The organism is Variovorax sp. GrIS 2.14, assembly GCF_046115955.1.
Taxonomy (GTDB): domain Bacteria; phylum Pseudomonadota; class Gammaproteobacteria; order Burkholderiales; family Burkholderiaceae_C; genus Variovorax.
Window position 1 is genome coordinate 1 of the sequence record NZ_JBJXIA010000015.1, and the last position, 15,377, is coordinate 15,377.

At 64.6% G+C, this 15,377-nt stretch carries 13 protein-coding genes; 5 read left to right on the forward strand and 8 right to left on the reverse strand.

Annotation, left to right across the window (positions count from 1 at the left end):
- Positions 1-183: 183 nt before the first annotated feature.
- Positions 184-1,707: a PLP-dependent aminotransferase family protein gene (locus tag RCH10_RS20765; RefSeq protein WP_409053852.1), complete on the reverse strand. Its 1,524-nt coding sequence runs from the start codon at positions 1,705-1,707 to the stop codon at positions 184-186.
- Positions 1,708-1,832: 125 nt separating this feature from the next.
- Here RCH10_RS20765 and RCH10_RS20770 point away from each other — a divergent pair, with 125 nt between their 5' ends.
- The gene (locus RCH10_RS20770; RefSeq protein WP_409053853.1) at positions 1,833-3,095 is read left to right on the forward strand and encodes a 4-aminobutyrate--2-oxoglutarate transaminase; all 1,263 of its coding nucleotides are present in this window, start codon (positions 1,833-1,835) and stop codon (positions 3,093-3,095) included.
- Positions 3,096-3,114: 19 nt separating this feature from the next.
- Here RCH10_RS20770 and RCH10_RS20775 read toward each other — a convergent pair whose 3' ends face one another.
- A complete protein-coding gene (locus tag RCH10_RS20775; protein ID WP_323500916.1) occupies positions 3,115-4,815 on the reverse strand; it encodes an electron transfer flavoprotein-ubiquinone oxidoreductase in 1,701 nt (566 codons plus the stop codon).
- A gap of 136 nt (positions 4,816-4,951) precedes the next feature.
- On the opposite strand from RCH10_RS20775, the gene RCH10_RS20780 reads away from it, so the two are divergent.
- Complete coding sequence (locus RCH10_RS20780; protein WP_409053854.1) at positions 4,952-5,734, forward strand: SDR family oxidoreductase; 783 nt, start codon at positions 4,952-4,954, stop codon at positions 5,732-5,734.
- A gap of 3 nt (positions 5,735-5,737) precedes the next feature.
- Entirely contained in the window at positions 5,738-6,163 is a 426-nt protein-coding gene (locus RCH10_RS20785; protein ID WP_409053855.1) for an acyl-CoA thioesterase, read from the forward strand.
- Here the strand turns inward: RCH10_RS20785 and RCH10_RS20790 are convergent.
- Together RCH10_RS20790 and RCH10_RS20795 are read right to left on the reverse strand one after the other, a co-directional pair.
- The gene (locus tag RCH10_RS20790; protein WP_409053856.1) at positions 6,153-7,589 is read right to left on the reverse strand and encodes a sensor histidine kinase; all 1,437 of its coding nucleotides are present in this window, start codon (positions 7,587-7,589) and stop codon (positions 6,153-6,155) included. The genes RCH10_RS20785 and RCH10_RS20790 overlap by 11 nt on opposite strands.
- Position 7,590: 1 nt before the next feature.
- Positions 7,591-8,265, reverse strand: coding sequence for a response regulator (locus tag RCH10_RS20795; protein ID WP_409053857.1), 675 nt, complete (start codon positions 8,263-8,265; stop codon positions 7,591-7,593).
- 160 nt (positions 8,266-8,425) lie between these two features.
- On the opposite strand from RCH10_RS20795, the gene RCH10_RS20800 reads away from it, so the two are divergent.
- Positions 8,426-9,157: a phosphatase PAP2 family protein gene (locus RCH10_RS20800; protein WP_409053858.1), complete on the forward strand. Its 732-nt coding sequence runs from the start codon at positions 8,426-8,428 to the stop codon at positions 9,155-9,157.
- Between the two features lie 31 nt (positions 9,158-9,188).
- Positions 9,189-10,874, forward strand: a complete 1,686-nt coding sequence (locus RCH10_RS20805) for a phosphoethanolamine transferase (RefSeq protein WP_409053859.1) — start codon at positions 9,189-9,191, stop codon at positions 10,872-10,874.
- A 4-nt stretch (positions 10,875-10,878) separates the two neighbouring features.
- On the opposite strand, the gene RCH10_RS20810 is transcribed toward RCH10_RS20805, so the two are convergent.
- The 4 genes from RCH10_RS20810 to eat form a co-directional block, all read right to left on the reverse strand.
- Positions 10,879-11,457 (reverse strand): peroxidase-related enzyme, encoded by a 579-nt coding sequence (locus tag RCH10_RS20810; RefSeq protein WP_409053860.1) that lies wholly within the window; start codon positions 11,455-11,457, stop codon positions 10,879-10,881.
- 264 nt (positions 11,458-11,721) lie between these two features.
- Positions 11,722-12,540 carry an ethanolamine ammonia-lyase subunit EutC gene (gene eutC / locus RCH10_RS20815; RefSeq protein WP_409053861.1) on the reverse strand — a complete coding sequence of 273 codons (819 nt, stop codon included), beginning with the start codon at positions 12,538-12,540 and terminating at the stop codon, positions 11,722-11,724.
- Positions 12,537-13,940 (reverse strand): ethanolamine ammonia-lyase subunit EutB, encoded by a 1,404-nt coding sequence (locus RCH10_RS20820; RefSeq protein ID WP_409053862.1) that lies wholly within the window; start codon positions 13,938-13,940, stop codon positions 12,537-12,539. The genes eutC and RCH10_RS20820 overlap by 4 nt, the downstream gene beginning before the upstream one ends.
- 38 nt (positions 13,941-13,978) lie before the next feature.
- Positions 13,979-15,343: an ethanolamine permease gene (gene eat / locus RCH10_RS20825; RefSeq protein WP_409053863.1), complete on the reverse strand. Its 1,365-nt coding sequence runs from the start codon at positions 15,341-15,343 to the stop codon at positions 13,979-13,981.
- Positions 15,344-15,377 lie beyond the last annotated feature (34 nt).

The following is a 15,377-nucleotide window of genomic DNA, read 5'->3' on the forward strand; positions in this document are numbered from 1 at the left end:
CGCGGCCAGGTGCACGCGCGCGCGCCAGGTTTCGTCCGAAGCGTCCAGGTGGGGTGAATCGAGCGTGCGAATCGATACGAGTCGGGACATTGCAAATCTCTCCGGTGAATGGGCTGGATACCCACTGTAGCGACTGGAGAGGAGTCGCGTAGCAAGTGAATCGATGCGGGCGCTGTGCATTTTTCAGATGGGACCGATCGGGTCGTTGAACTTTATGAACTCTTTCAAGCACCCGATCAACACGCGAAGCGCGGGTTCGATGTCGGCTTCTTCGACACACGCATAGCCGAGCAACAGGCCACGCCGTCCGCCGCCGCGCAGGTAGTAGCGCGACAACGGTCGGGTCAACACGCCGCGTGCCTGCGCTGCTTCGGCGATGGCCACATCGTCGCAATCGTCGGGCAGACGCAGCACCAGATGCAGACCGGCATTGCTCGATTGCGCATCGAGAAAATCGGTGCCAAGGTGCTGCACGATCAGCGCTACGAGCAACGTACGCCGCCGTGCGTAGAGCACGCGCATTCGACGAATGTGTGCGGCGTAGTGGCCTTGCTCGATCAGCTCGGCGAGGGCCGCCTGCGTGATGGCATGGCCTTCTCGGTACAGGTCGGCGTGCGCGGTGCGAAAGGGCGCAGCCAGCGCGCGCGGCAGCACCATGTAGCCAACGCGCAAACCGGGGAACAGCGTCTTGCTGAAGGTGCCGATGTAGATCACCGGCGCATCGGCTTCCAGGCCTTGCATCGACGGAATAGGTTTGCCGGCGAAGCGGAACTCACTGTCGTAGTCGTCTTCGACGACCCAGCCTTCGGAGGCGCGTGCGATGTCGAGCAACTCGCGTCGCCGCGCCAGGCTCATGACCGAGCCGAGCGGGTACTGATGCGACGGCGTGGTGAAGATCAGCCGTGGCGGCGTGCGTCCGCGCGGCAAGCCGCCATCGGCGGAATCAACGGCCTCGACGCGCATGGGCCGCACCACCGTCGAGCCCATCTGCAGCACCTTGTGAAAGCCCCAATAGCCAGGCTCTTCGACCCACACGGTATCGCGCGGATCGACCAGCATGCGCAGCGTAAGGTCGACCGCTTGGTGCACGCCTTCGGTCACCAGGATCTGGTCGGGCGCGCAGCGCACCGAACGCGCCACGCGCAGATGCTCTGCGATGGCGGCGCGCAGGGCAGGGTGGCCGCCGCCGTGCGAATAGGTGAGCAGCTCGGGCGCGGGATTGCGCCACAGCCGCGTGAGGATGCGGCTGAACTGGCGATGCGGAAACTGCGTGACGTCTGGTACGCCGGGCATGAAGGCGCCCCATTGCAGCGGTGCGGCCGAGGCATTGGCGAGCAGCGCCTGTGCGCGGCGCGACAGGCGCACGTCCCCGTTTGCGACATCGACTTCGGCCGCCGTGCGGCCGACCGAGAGAAAGCTTTCCGGCGTGGTCGCAGCGACGAAGGTGCCGCTGCCGACGCGCGAGTGCACATAGCCTTCAGCGCGCAATTGCTCGTAGGCGTGCAGCACCGTGTTGCGCGACACGCCGATCTCACGGGCCAGGTCGCGCGAGGCGGGCAGAGGCGACGAGGGCGGCAGACTGGCGTCGAGGATGGCGCCGCGCAGGCAGTCGTAGAGCTGGCGGTTGAGTGCGGTGCCTGCTTCCCGTGGAGCACCGTTCTCAGGCGACATCCGCTGCAAAACGAGGTCCGCGCAAATCGATTTCATGGTCGATTGTGATTGGCTCCATCCAATTGCGTAAAGCGGATCTTTTGTCTGGGGCCAATTCGGCGTCCAATCGGCGCAGGACTTCTGACTTCCTTTTGCCTTCGATCGACTTCACAGGAATTGCCATGACCAACAGCGAATTGCAAACCCGCCGCCTTGCTGCCACCCCACGCGGCGTCGGCGTGATGTGCGACTTCTATGCCCAGCGCGCCGAAAACGCGAGCCTGTGGGACGTCGAAGGCCGCGAGTACATCGACTTTGCCGCGGGCATCGCGGTGGTCAACACCGGGCACCGCCATCCGCGCGTGGTGGCAGCCATCGCCGCGCAGCTGGAGTGCTTCACGCACACGGCCTACCAGATCGTTCCGTACGAGAGCGTGGTCACGCTGGCCGAGCGCATCAACGCGTTGGTGCCCATCAGCGGGCCGACCAAGACGGCCTTCTTCACCACCGGCGCCGAGGCAGTCGAGAACGCCATCAAGATCGCACGTGCGCACACCCGGCGCTCGGGCGTCATCGCTTTCGGCGGCGGCTTTCATGGCCGCACGATGATGACGCTCGCGCTCACCGGCAAGGTCGCGCCGTACAAGGTCGGCTTCGGTCCGTTCCCGGCCGAGGTGTTCCACGTGCCGTACCCCGAGGCACTGCAGGGCGTGACGGCGGCCGATTCGCTGGCCGCGATCGCACGCCTCTTCAAGACAGACATCGAGCCCCAGCGCGTCGCCGCGATCGTCCTCGAGCCGGTGCAGGGCGAAGGCGGCTTCAACGTAGCGCCGACCGAGCTGATGCAGGGCCTGCGCGCGCTCTGCGACCAGCACGGCATCGTGCTCATCGCCGACGAAGTGCAGAGCGGTTTCGGCCGCACCGGCAAGCTCTTTGCCATGGAACACCACGGCGTCGAGCCCGACCTCATCACGATGGCCAAGAGCCTGGCGGGCGGCATGCCGCTGTCGGCCGTGTCGGGGCGCGCGGACATCATGGACGCGCCGGCGCCGGGCGGCCTGGGCGGCACCTACGCGGGCAATCCGCTGGCGGTTGCTGCGGCGCTCGCGGTGCTTGACGTGATCGAAGAAGAGAATCTTTGCGCACGCTCGGTGCGGCTTGGCGAAAGGCTAACGATGCGCTTGCTGGCCGCCAAGGAATCGAATGCCGGCATCGCCGAAGTTCGCGCGCAGGGCTCGATGGTCGCGATCGAATTGCGCGACGCGGCCGGTGCGCCCGATGCCGATGCCGTCCGCAGCGTGCAACAACGCGCCCTGGCGCAAGGCCTGTTGCTGCTCAGCTGCGGCATGTACGGCAACGTGATCCGCTTTCTCTATCCGCTGACCATCCCCGATGCGCTGTTCGACCGCGCACTCGACATCATCGACGACGCGCTGAAGGCCTGACCCAGTCAGGTGACCCGGACTACATCCCCACGTAGTTAGGTCCGCCGCCGCCTTCGGGCGTGACCCACACGATGTTTTGCGTCGGGTCCTTGATATCGCAGGTCTTGCAGTGCACGCAGTTTTGCGCGTTGATCTGCAACCGCTCCTTGCCGGCGTTCGCCTCGTCGGCCACGTACTCGTAGACGCCGGCCGGGCAATAGCGCTGCTCCGGGCCCGCGTACTCGGGCAGGTTGATGCGGGTGGGCACCGTCGGGTCTTTCAGCGTCAGGTGCGCCGGCTGATTTTCCTCATGGTTCGTGTTGCTCACGAACACCGACGAGAGCCGGTCGAAGGTCAGCTTGCCGTCCGGCCGCGGATAAACGATCTTCTTCGCGGTGTTGGCCTTCTTCAGCCGCACGTGGTCGGCCTCTTTGCGGTGGATGGTCCATGGGATCTTGCCGCGCAGCACCAGCTGCTCGATGCCGGTCATCACCGTGCCGACAGCCAGACCCTTCTTGAACCACTGCTTGAAGTTACGTGCCTTGTTGAGTTCGGTGTGCAGCCAGCTCCGCTCGAAAGCTGCCGGGTAGGCGACGAGCTCGTCGTGCTGCCGCCCGGCCTGCACCGCCTCGAATGCCGCTTCGGCCGCCAGCATGCCGGTCTTGAGCGCGGCGTGGCTGCCCTTGATGCGGCTCGCGTTCAGGTAGCCGGCTTCGCAGCCCACCAGCACGCCACCGGGAAACACCGTCTTGGGCAGCGAGAGCAGGCCGCCGGCGGTGATGGCACGGGCGCCGTAGCTCAGGCGCTTGGGGGCCTTCAAGCCTTTGTCTTGTCCTTCGAAGTACCAGCGGATGTTCGGGTGCGTCTTGAAGCGCTGGAACTCCTCGAATGGGCTCATGTACGGGTTCTGGTAGTCGAGCCCGACCACGTAGCCGACGATCAGCTGGTTGTTCTCCGCGTGGTAGACGAAAGAGCCGCCATACGTGTCGGTCGGCAGCGGCCAGCCGGCCGTGTGGATGGCCAGGCCGGGCTGGTGGCGTGCCGGGTCGATCTCCCACAGCTCCTTGATGCCGATGCCGTAGCTCTGCGGATCCTTGCCGTCGTCCAGCTTGTATTTGGCGATGAGCTGGCGGCCCAAGTGTCCGCGCGAGCCTTCGGCGAACACGGTGTATTTGCCGTGCAGTTCCATGCCGAGCTGGAAGCTGTCGGTTGGCTCGCCGTCCTTGCCTAGCCCCAAATTGCCGGTGGCCACGCCGCGCACCTTGCCGTCGTCGGTGTAGAGCACTTCGGCGGCCGGGAAGCCGGGGAAGATTTCGACGCCCAGGTTTTCGGCCTGTTGCGCCAGCCACTTGGTGAAGTTGCCCAGGCTGATGATGTAGTTGCCGTGGTTCTGGAAGTTGCCCGGCAGCATGAAATTGGGGGTACGCACGCCGCCTTTTTCGCTGAGCAGCAGGAAGGCGTCTTCGGTCACCGGCTGGTTCAGCGGGGCACCCATCTCGCGCCAGGTGGGGAAGAGCTCGTCCAGGCCGCGCGGGTCCATGATGGCGCCCGACAAGATGTGCGCGCCAGGCTCGGAGCCTTTTTCGAGCACGACGACCGAGATCTCTTTCTCCTGTTCGGCCGCGAGTTGCTTCAGCCGGACTGCGGTGGCCAGGCCCGCCGGGCCGCCACCGACGATCACCACGTCGTATTCCATGGCTTCACGGGGGCCGAACTGGGCGAGGATTTCGTCGTGGGTCATTGGTTGTAAGGTCTCGTCGATAATGATTTTTTGAGGCACAAGCACCGCGGGGAAACCCATTTTATGCGGCGCGTCCGGCCACCGATGTCATCCATCGGCGACTCCGCCTCGCTACCCCTGGACAGGATTTACCTTTATGGCATACAGCATCGATCTTTCTGGCCGTGTGGCCTTCGTGACCGGCGCCTCGAGTGGTCTTGGTGCGCAGTTCGCGCAAACGCTGGCACGTGCCGGCGCGGCGGTGGTGCTCGCGAGCCGGCGCGTCGACCGGTTGAAAGACCTGCGCGCCCGCATCGAGGGCGAGGGCGGTGACGCCCACGTGGTCGAGCTGGACGTGACCGACATCGGAAGTATCCAGTCGGCCGTGGCGCATGCCGAGACCGAAGTCGGTGCCATCGACATCCTGGTCAACAACTCGGGCGTGAGCACCACGCAGCGCCTGCAGGACGTGACCGAAGAAGACTATGACTTCGTCTTCGACACCAACACCAAGGGCGCATTTTTCGTCGCGCAAGAGGTCGCCAAACGCATGATCGCGCGCGCTCGCGGTGCGGCGCCGGGCACCTACATGGGCGGCCGCATCATCAATATCGCATCGATGGCGGGACTCAAGGTGTTGCCGCAGATCGGGGTGTACGCGATGAGCAAGGCGGCAGTGATCCAGATGACCAAGGCGATGGCACTGGAGTGGGGCCGCTTCGACATCAACGTCAACGCGCTGTGCCCCGGCTATATCGCGACCGAGATCAATCGCGACCATTGGGAGACCGAGAACGGCAGGAAGCTGGTGGGCATGCTGCCGCGCAAGCGGGTCGGCAAGCCGGAATACCTCGACGGGCTCATCGTGCTGCTGGCAAGCGGGCAGAGCCACTTCGTGAACGGTGCGGTGATCGCGGCCGACGACGGCTTCGGGGTTTAAGGCATGCGGATCGAGCTCCCCGCCAAGAAAAAGCTGGTCTACGAGATGTCGATCCCCATTCGCTGGGGCGACATGGACGCAATGGGTCACCTGAACAACGGCACCTACTTTCGATACCTTGAAACAGCGCGCATCGACTGGATGAGCTCACTCGGCGTACCGACGAATGCACCCGAAGGCGAGGGCATGGTGATCGTCAATGCTTTTTGCAACTTCTACCGTCAGCTCGAATACCCCGGCAACGTCTTGCTCAAGATGTATGTGAGCGACCCTGCACGCACCACCTTCGAGACTTGGGGGACGATGGCGCGGGCCGACGCACCCGATGTGGTGTGTGCGGAGGGTGGCGCGACCACGATCTGGATCGACTACGGCAAGCAGAAGGCCACGACTCTGCCGGACTGGTTGCGCTCGCTCGTCAGCGACTGAGCTGGCTTTCCGGCGCTCGCGTCGTCGACATGCGCTTAGGCGCGGGCTTCAACACGATGCGCGCTTCGAAGCCCTGCAGCGCACCGAACGGTGGCGACGCCAGTTCGAGCTGCCCCTCGTGTTTTTGCACGATGGTCGCGACGATCGACAGGCCCAGACCATAGCCCGCCCGGTCGGCGCTGTGTCGAACATGCCGCTCCTGCAGCGACTGCAGCTGCGACGGCGTAACGCCGGGGCCACCATCGCGCACCACGAGCTCGCAGTCGTGCGTGACTTCGATCGTCACGCGGGTGCCGTTGGCGTACTGCAAAGCGTTCTCGACCAGGTTGCGCAAGGCGATGGCGAGCGCATCGAAGTCGCCGAGTGTGGCGGGCGCTTCTGCCTCCGTCTCGGTATCTGAGTCGTCGTCGGGCACCTTGAGGTCGATGCGGTGCTGGGCCTGAAGCCGACCGTCCGGGCCATCGTTGCGGTCGTCTCGCCAGAACTCCTGGGCCACGGTGCCGGCCAGCTTGACCAGATCGACCCGGTCGAGCGACCAGGCCGCGCCCGACTCTGCACGCGACAACTGCAGCAGCTTTTCAGTGCGATGGCTGAGCGTTTCCAGGGCGGCCAGCGCGGCGGCCACGTCTTCGCGCCGCAGGTCATGGTCGAGGGCGGTTTGCAGACGCAGCCGTGCGGCCGCGAGCGGTGTGCGCAACTCATGTGCTGCGTTGGCGGCAAGCGCGCGTTCGACGTCGAGCGACTGCGCCAGCCGCTCCAGCAAGCGATTCACATGATCGCCAACGGACAGCAGCTCCTTCGGGAGTCCAGGCAGGCTGATCGGTCGCAAGTCGGCACCGCTGCGCTGTTCGATTTCACCGGTCATTTGTTGCAGCACCTTCAGCTCGGTGCGGGCAATGCGTCCCAGCAACACGGCCAGCAGCGGCACCAGCGCGACCAGCGGAAGCAGCATGCCAAAGAGCGTGCGGTTGAGTGCATCGCGTCGCTCGCTCTGCGGATCGGCCACTTGCAGAAACAGCGGGCGCGTCGGGTGCTTCACCGTGTAGATGCGCCACGTGTCGAGATTGACGAAGCCCGGCGACGCCGGTACGTCGAAGGTGTCCGGCGGTGTCTCGGCCGAGCGCAGCAACACCTGCTCGCTGGCATCGACCACCTGGTAGCTCACGGCCGCATCCTTGAAGAGCGGCGTCGGCGCGACCAATGGCTGGCCCTGGCTTTTGTCGGCGATGCGGCGATCGACCTCCGCGACTGCGATGTCGAACATGCGATGCGATACCTCGACCAGCTCGTTGTCGAAGTTGAAATTGATCTCGCGGTCGACATACCAGACCACCGCCAGCACGCTCAGGAGCCAGATGCCGCCGACCCAGAAGATCAGCGTGCGGGCAAGGCGGCCAGCCAGTGTGTCGATTTGGATGCCGCGCACTTCACCGATCCTCGTCCGCCGCCGATGCCAATCGGTAACCGAGACCGCGAAGGGTCTGGATGTGGCCGTGCCCGAGCTTGCGGCGCAGCCGGCTTATGAAGACCTCCAGCGTGTTGCTGTCGGTGTCGTCGTCGAAGCCGTAGAGCGCGTCTTGCAGCAGCTCGCGCGTGTGTATGCGCTCGGGGCGTGTCGCCATCACCCGCAGCAGCGCCCACTCCTTTTGCGTCAAGGTCACCGGCTCGCCGTTCTTGCAAACGCTGTCGTGCGCCAGATCGATTTCGAGCGTGCCCAACTGCAGCACCGGCGCGCCGACCGAGCTGCGCCGGCGCTCGACGGCACGCAGGCGCGCCAGCAACTCGGCCGGGTCGTAGGGCTTGACGAGGTAGTCATCGGCGCCGGCATCCAGCCCACGGATGCGGTCGGTGACCTGGTCGCGCGCCGTGAGCACGATGACGATGGGACGGTCGCGCAGGGCGCGTATTTGTGGGAAGAGCGAGAGGCCGTCGCCGTCGCCCAGATGCAGGTCGAGCAATACGGCGGCGTACTGCGCCTGAAGCAGTGCGGCACGCGCCTCGGCCAGGCCGGGTGCCGCGTCGACCACGAATGACTTGGCCTGCAGGTAGCCCCGCAACGCATCGCTCAAAGCCATGTCGTCTTCGACCAGCAAAACGCGCACTCGGTATCCTTTTCTTGGGCTCTCTTCAAGACGCTCGATGGGTAACGGTCGAGTCTAGTGCGCTCTTCAGACTCCGTTCAGGCTAAAGCCCTATGCTCACGGCTCGGTTTTCGCGACCGACCGTGATCGTCCCGCGTTCGCTGCGCTGTCTAAACGCTGCATGAATCGACCGTCTCCCATTTCCTCTTTTCCTTCAGCTCCGCTCGGCACGTCCCGTCTTGTCGGCATCACGCTCGTCTTGCTCCTGTGCGTCCTGGCCTGGGACGCGTCCGGACTCGACCTGGCGGCGGCGCAGGTCTTCGGCACGCCGGCGGGATTTCCGTGGCGCTGGAGCAAACAGCTCTCTTTCTGGCTGCACGACGTGCCCCGCATCGGCAGCTGGTTCGTGCTGGCCGCCTGCTTCGCGTCGATTCGCTGGCCGGTCGGCGTGCTGCGGCAGCTCGACCGCGTCGAACGAACCCAGCTGGCCTTGTCTGCGCTGGCCGCAGTGCTCGCCGTGTCGTTGATGAAGTCGCACAGCAAGACCAGTTGCCCATGGGATCTGCAGGTTTTCGGCGGCATTGCGCGCTATGTTTCGCACTGGGCGATCGGGGTGGCGGACGGTGGGCCGGGTGGGTGCTTTCCGGCCGGTCATGCCTCAGCGGCCTTCGCCTGGTTCGGCGGGTACTTCGTCTTCAGGCGCTCCTCGCCGGCCGTGGCGCGCCGCTGGCTGGTCGTGGTGCTGGTGATGGGCAGCGTGTTCGGCATCGTTCAGCAGATGCGGGGCGCGCACTACATGAGCCACACGTTGTGGACCGCATGGATTTGCTGGACGGTCACGTTCGCGATCGATGCGGCGGTGCGTTTCGCGCGGAGGCCCGCAGTGCGCATTGCCGCTAAAGAGGCGGCATGAAGCGCCATGAAGATATCAAGGGATTAAAAGAATGACGACGACTTCCAGCCCGCTCGCAACTTTCGATGCATGGGTTCGCCAACCGCGGTCGGCACGCACGTTCATTTTCTGCCTGAGCCTGTATCTGGCAGTAGCCGCCAACTGGGCGCTGTGGATCGATCTGGCCCGCATCGGCGGTGCGCCCAGCGTGTACCTGCGCACCATCGGCGCGATGGCGCTGCTGATGATCGCGGGCACCACCGCGCTGCTGTCGTTCACCGCGTGGTCGCGCTTCATGAAGCCGTTGTGGTTCGCGGTCGTGGTGCTGGCTGCGGTGGTGCAGCACTACATGTTGGCCTATCACATCGTGATGGACCCGAGCATGATGGCCAATGCGACGCAGACCGATCCGCACGAGGTGCGCGACCTGCTGAGCTGGCGCATGGCGCTCAACGTTCTGCTGGTCGTCGCGCTGCCGGGCTTCTGGATCTGGCGCATGCGCATCAAGCGGATGCCACTGTGGTCGCAGGGGTGGCGCAACCTGGCGCTTGCCGCGGTGGCGCTGGCCATCGGCCTCGGCGGCGCCTTTGTCATGAACCGCGACCTCGCCCCGTTGATGCGCAACGAGGTGCATCTGCGCTACATGATCAACCCGTTGGCGCCGCTTTATTCGGCGATGCGCGTGGTGGTCAAGCCGCTCTTTCAGCGCAGCGGAAAATTGATTCCGATCACGGCTGGCGCCAAGCTCGGTGCCAGCTATGCCGCCCAGGCCAAACCGCCTCTCTTTGTGGTGGTCGTCGGCGAAACGGCGCGTGCCGATCACTTCGCGCTGAACGGCTATGCACGCAACACCAACCCGGAACTGGCGAAGCGTGACGTCTACAGCTTTCATAACGTGTACTCGTGCGGCACCAACACGCTGGCGTCGGTGCCGTGCATGTTCTCGTCGCTGGGGAAGACGGCTTTCGAAGCGCGCAAAGACGAGCATGAGAACCTGCTCGACGTGCTGCAGGCGTCTGGCCTCGCGGTGTTCTGGATCGAGAACCAGTCGGGCTGCAAGGACGTGTGCAATCGCGTGCCCAATGCGTCGGCCGTGACAAGTCTTTCGGCCGCCGACAAGGCCGCGCTCTGCGACGGCGACGAGTGCCTCGACGATGCGTTGCTCAAAGGACTCGACGAGCGGCTGGCCGCCTTGCCGCCGGAACGCCGCAACAAAGGCGTGGTGCTCGTCATGCACCAAATGGGCAGCCACGGCCCGGCTTACTACAAGCGCTCGACCGCCGACGTGAAGCAGTTCCTGCCCGAATGCCGGACCAATGCGTTGGCTGAATGCGGCCATACCGAACTGGTCAACGGCTACGACAACTCGATCTTGTACACCGATCGTTTTCTCGGTCGCGCCATCGACTGGCTCAAGACGCGATCCAAGGACTACGACACCGCGCTTCTGTACCAGAGCGACCATGGCGAATCGCTCGGCGAGTTCGGCCTGTTCCTGCATGGCTTGCCCTACAGCATCGCACCCGAAGTGCAAAAGCACATCCCGCTTGTGGCGTGGTTCGGCGATGGCATGGTCAAGCGCCAGAAGCTGTCGAGTGCTTGCCTGAAAGGCGAACTCGACAAGCCCTATACGCACGACAACCTGTTCCACACCGCGCTCGGTGTAATGGACGTGCAGTCGCCGACCTACAAGCCGGCGCTCGACATGTTCGCTGCGTGCCGAGCCCCTGCGGCCTGAGGCCTTATTTCTTCTCGCGTGGCACGCGGCCCATCATGAAGAACTCGTTGTTCGGCTGCATGCCGCTGAAGCTGGCCATGCGGTTGCTCAGGCCGAAGAACGAGGTGATCGCGGCGATGTCCCAGATGTCTTCGTCGTCGAAGCCGTGGGCATGCAACGCGGTGAAGTCGGCTTCCTCGATTTCGTGCGAGCGGTCGCAGACCTTCATCGCGAAGTCGAGCATGGCGCGCTGACGCGGTGTGATGTCGGCCTTGCGGTAGTTGACTGCCACCTGGTCCGCGACCAGCGGCTTCTTCTCGTAGATGCGCAGCAAGGCGCCGTGCGCCACTACGCAGTAGAGGCACTGGTTGGCAGCGCTGGTGGTGGTGACGATCATCTCGCGGTCGCCCTTGGTGAGCGAACCTTCTTCCTTCAGCATCAACGCATCGTGGTACGCGAAGAAAGCACGCCACTCGGCCGGCCGACGTGCCAACGCGAGGAAGACGTTGGGCACGAAGCCGGCCTTCTCCTGTACCGCGAGCACGGCGGTGCGGATGTCGTCGGGCAAGTCTTTGAGTTCGGCGAGCGGGTAGCGTGTGGTCATGACGAAGATCATAGTCAGCGCTGGCGGCGCGCGCGGCCACAATGCATCAACAACCCATTGAGACGATGAACGAGCCCAGTGAAACTCCTCCGGCGGCAATGTCCACCACGACGCGCTTGCGCATCACCGCCGTTGGCATGGTCGTTGCGGCTGCGTTCACGACGTGGGTTTTTGGACCAAAGTCAGTAACGAAAGCAACGCCGGCTGAAAGTGTGGCGGCGCCGTCGCTTCCCGCGTCACCTCGCGAATCGGATCCCAGGAACGCTACGAGCGCGACTGCGGGTGCGGCGAAATGACGCGAGGCTCTTGCGGTGCCGAATCAAGCACTGCGAGATCGCTCTCGTCCTTTAGTGCCACACCGGTCAGGCCGCGACGCAACGACTCGCGCATCAGCCATGCGAGCTTGAACGCGGCAATGTCATAGGCCAGGCCTTCGGGCCGCACGTTAGAGATGCAATTGCGCTCGGCGTCGTGCCGGCCGCGCTTCGGCGAATGGGTCAGGTAGATGCCAAGGCTGTCGGGGGAACTCAGGCCCGGTCGCTCGCCGATGAGCATCACCGACAGCGCCGCGCCGAACACTTCACCGGCCTCGTCGGCCAGCGCCACGCGCGCCTGCGATGCGATGACGACAGGCGCGAATCGCGTGTCGGGCGGCAAGTGTTTTCGCAGTGCAGCGAGCAACGGTACGGCATGGCGTTCGATCGCCAGCGACGACAGGCCATCGCCGATCACGATGCACACTTCGGCCCGATTCGCCTCGTTGACTTGCGCGGCATCGGCACGCAACCTGGCCGCGTCTTCGGCATCGAGTTGACGGCCGAGGTCGGGGCGGCGCAGGTACTCCGTGCGGTCGGTCGCGCGACTGCGCACGCGCTCGACGATCCAGCCATTGGCCTGCAACTCGGCGTCGAGCTTGTCCAGATCGAGCGCTGCATGAATGGCGTCGCGCGCCATCGCGTGGGCCCAGCCGAAGCGCAAGGTCTCGTCGGTCGGCATGCCGGAGCCGGCACGGCCCAAGGCGAGGCGTGCTGGCGTACGGGAGCGCCATTCCTGCCAGGGGTCGGGCGTGACCGGCGAAGTCATGCGCCGAGCGCGGCCAGGCCGCCCATGTCTGCAAGCAGTCGATTCGGTTGATGGGAAGAGGGTGGCGCGAGCCGACCGGCGCTGTCTGTGATCTGCATCTTCTGCAACCACGCCTCGAACTCCGGCGCACGCTTCAAGCCCAGCGTCTCGCGCAGGAACAGCGCGTCGTGGAACGAGGTGCTCTGGTAGTTGAGCATCACGTCGTCGGCCCCCGGCACGCCCATGATGAAGTTGATGCCTGCGGTGCCGAGCAGCACCAGCAGCGTGTCCATGTCGTCCTGATCGGCCTCGGCATGGTTGGTGTAGCAGATGTCGCAACCGATCGGCAGGCCGAGTAGCTTGCCGCAGAAGTGGTCTTCGAGTCCTGCGCGAATGATCTGCTTTCCGTCGAACAAATACTCGGGTCCGATAAAGCCGACCACCGTGTTGATGAGAAACGGCTTGTAGCGCCGCGCCAGCGCATAGGCGCGCACCTCGCAGGTCTGCTGGTCGACGCCGAAGTTGGCATTGGCCGACAGCGCGCTGCCTTGCCCGGTCTCGAAGTACATGACGTTGTCGCCGACCGTGCCGCGCTTGAGCGATAACGCCGCCGCATACGCCTCGTCGAGCAGTTCGGGTGTCACGCCGAAAGACAGGTTGGCTTTTTCGGTGCCGGCGATCGACTGGAACACCAGGTCGACCGGGGCCCCGGCTTCCACCAGCTTCAACGTGTTGGTCACGTGGGTCAGCACGCAGCTCTGCGTCGGAATCTCGAAGCGCTGGATCACCTCGTCGAGCATGTGCAGCAGGTTGCCGAGCACCGGCATGCTGTCCGATGCGGGGTTGAGTCCGATGACCGCATCGCCAGCACCGTAGAGAAGGCCGTCGAGCGTCGATGCCGCGACGCCGCGCAGGTCGTCGGTCGGGTGGTTGGGTTGCAGCCGAACCGACAGATGGCCGGGCAGGCCGACTGTGTCTCTGAACCGCGTGACGACGCTGCATTTCTTGGCGACCGAAACCAGGTCCTGGTTGCGCATGAGCTTGGAAACCGCGGCGACCATTTCGGGTGTGAGGCCGGGTGCCAACGCTGTGAGCGTGACGGTGGTCGCCTGCTCCGACAGCAGCCAGTTGCGGAAGTCGCCGACCGTCAGATGCGAGACGGGCGCAAAGGCAGCGACGTCGTGGCTGTCGATGATGAGGCGGGTGATGTTGTCGCTCTCGTAAGGCACCAGCGCTTCGTTTAAAAATCGCTTGAGTGGCGTGTCGGCAAGGACATATCGGGCAGCCATGCGCTGTTGCGATGTGGCCGCGCCGATGCCGGCCAGATAGTCGCCTGAACGCGCCGGACTCGCGAACGCCATGACCTGTTTGAGGTCATCGAACGTGAAGACTTGGCCCTCTATGGTGGTGCTGTATCGCATGTTCTTGGCGCGTCGATCTGGTAGCGGGTACTTCCCGTTCAGGTGGAAAGCATCGCATCCGGCGCAGCAGCCAGGCGCTGTTTGGCCGTCGCCAAAAAGTAAACGTAGCCCAATGCCATCAGCACGACGAAGAACAACGTCAGCATCGCATTGAACCAGACCATCGCCCCTAGACACACCAGCCCCAGGCCGAATGCGATGGCTGGAAACACGGGGTAGAAGGGCGCGCGATAGGTGCGCAGCAAATCCGGCTCGGACTTGCGCAGCTTGAACAGTGCCGCCATCGAAATCAGGTACATCACGATCGCGCCGAGCACGGCCATCGTCACGATGTTGGCGGTCAGGGTCTGGCCGCCGAACTGGACCAGCTCGTCGCTGAAGATCGCGACGACACCGATCACGCCACCGGCCAACAGCGCGCGGTGCGGCGTGTTGAAGCGGGGGCTCAGAGCGGCGAAATACTTGGGCAAGTAGCCAGCGCGGGCCAGCGCGAAGATCTGCCGCGAGTAGCCCATGATGATGCCGTGGAAGGAGGCGATGAGGCCGAACAGGCCGATCCACACCAGCATGTGCAGCCAGCCGCTGTTCTCGCCGACCACCACCTTCATCGCCTGCGGCAACGGGTCGTTGATGTTGGCCAGCTTGCGCCAGTCGCCCACGCCGCCCGCGAAGATCATCACGCCGAAGGCGAGGATCACCAGCGTGACGATGCCGGTCGTGTAGGCGATGGGAATGGTCCGGTGCGGATCGCGCGCTTCTTCAGCCGCCATGGCCGCGCCTTCGATGGCGAGGAAGAACCAGATCGCGAACGGGATCGACGCGAAGATGCCGGGGACTGCCGCGCCGTTGAGCACGTCGCCGCCCGCCCATCCGTTGGCGACGAAGTTGGCCAGCGACCAGCCCGGCGTGACCACGCCCATGAACATCAGCAGCTCGAAGATGGCGAGCAGCGTCACGAAGAGTTCGAAGGCCGCCGCGATGCCGACACCGACCCAATTGAGCGCGATGAAGATGACGTACGCGCCGAGCGCGAACCATTTCGGGTTGACGCCTGGAAACTGCACGTTGAGGTACGCACCGATCGCCAGCGCGATGGCGGGCGGCGCGAAGACAAACTCGATCAGCGTGGCGAAGCCGGCGACGAAGCCGCCCGTCGGTCCGAAGGCGCGCCGCGCATAGGCGAAGGGCCCTCCGGCGTGCGGAATGGCGGTCGACAGCTCGGTGAAGCTGAAGATGAAGGTCGTGTACATCGTCGCGACCAGCACGGTGGCGACCAGGAAGCCGAGCGTGCCGGCGGTGTTCCAGCCGTAGCTCCAGCCGAAGTATTCGCCCGAGATGACGAGGCCGACCGCGATGCCCCACAGCTGGAACGGGCCGAGCACTTTTTGAAGACCCGAAGACATGGGATTTCCTTCCAGGATGCAGATGGCCATTGCA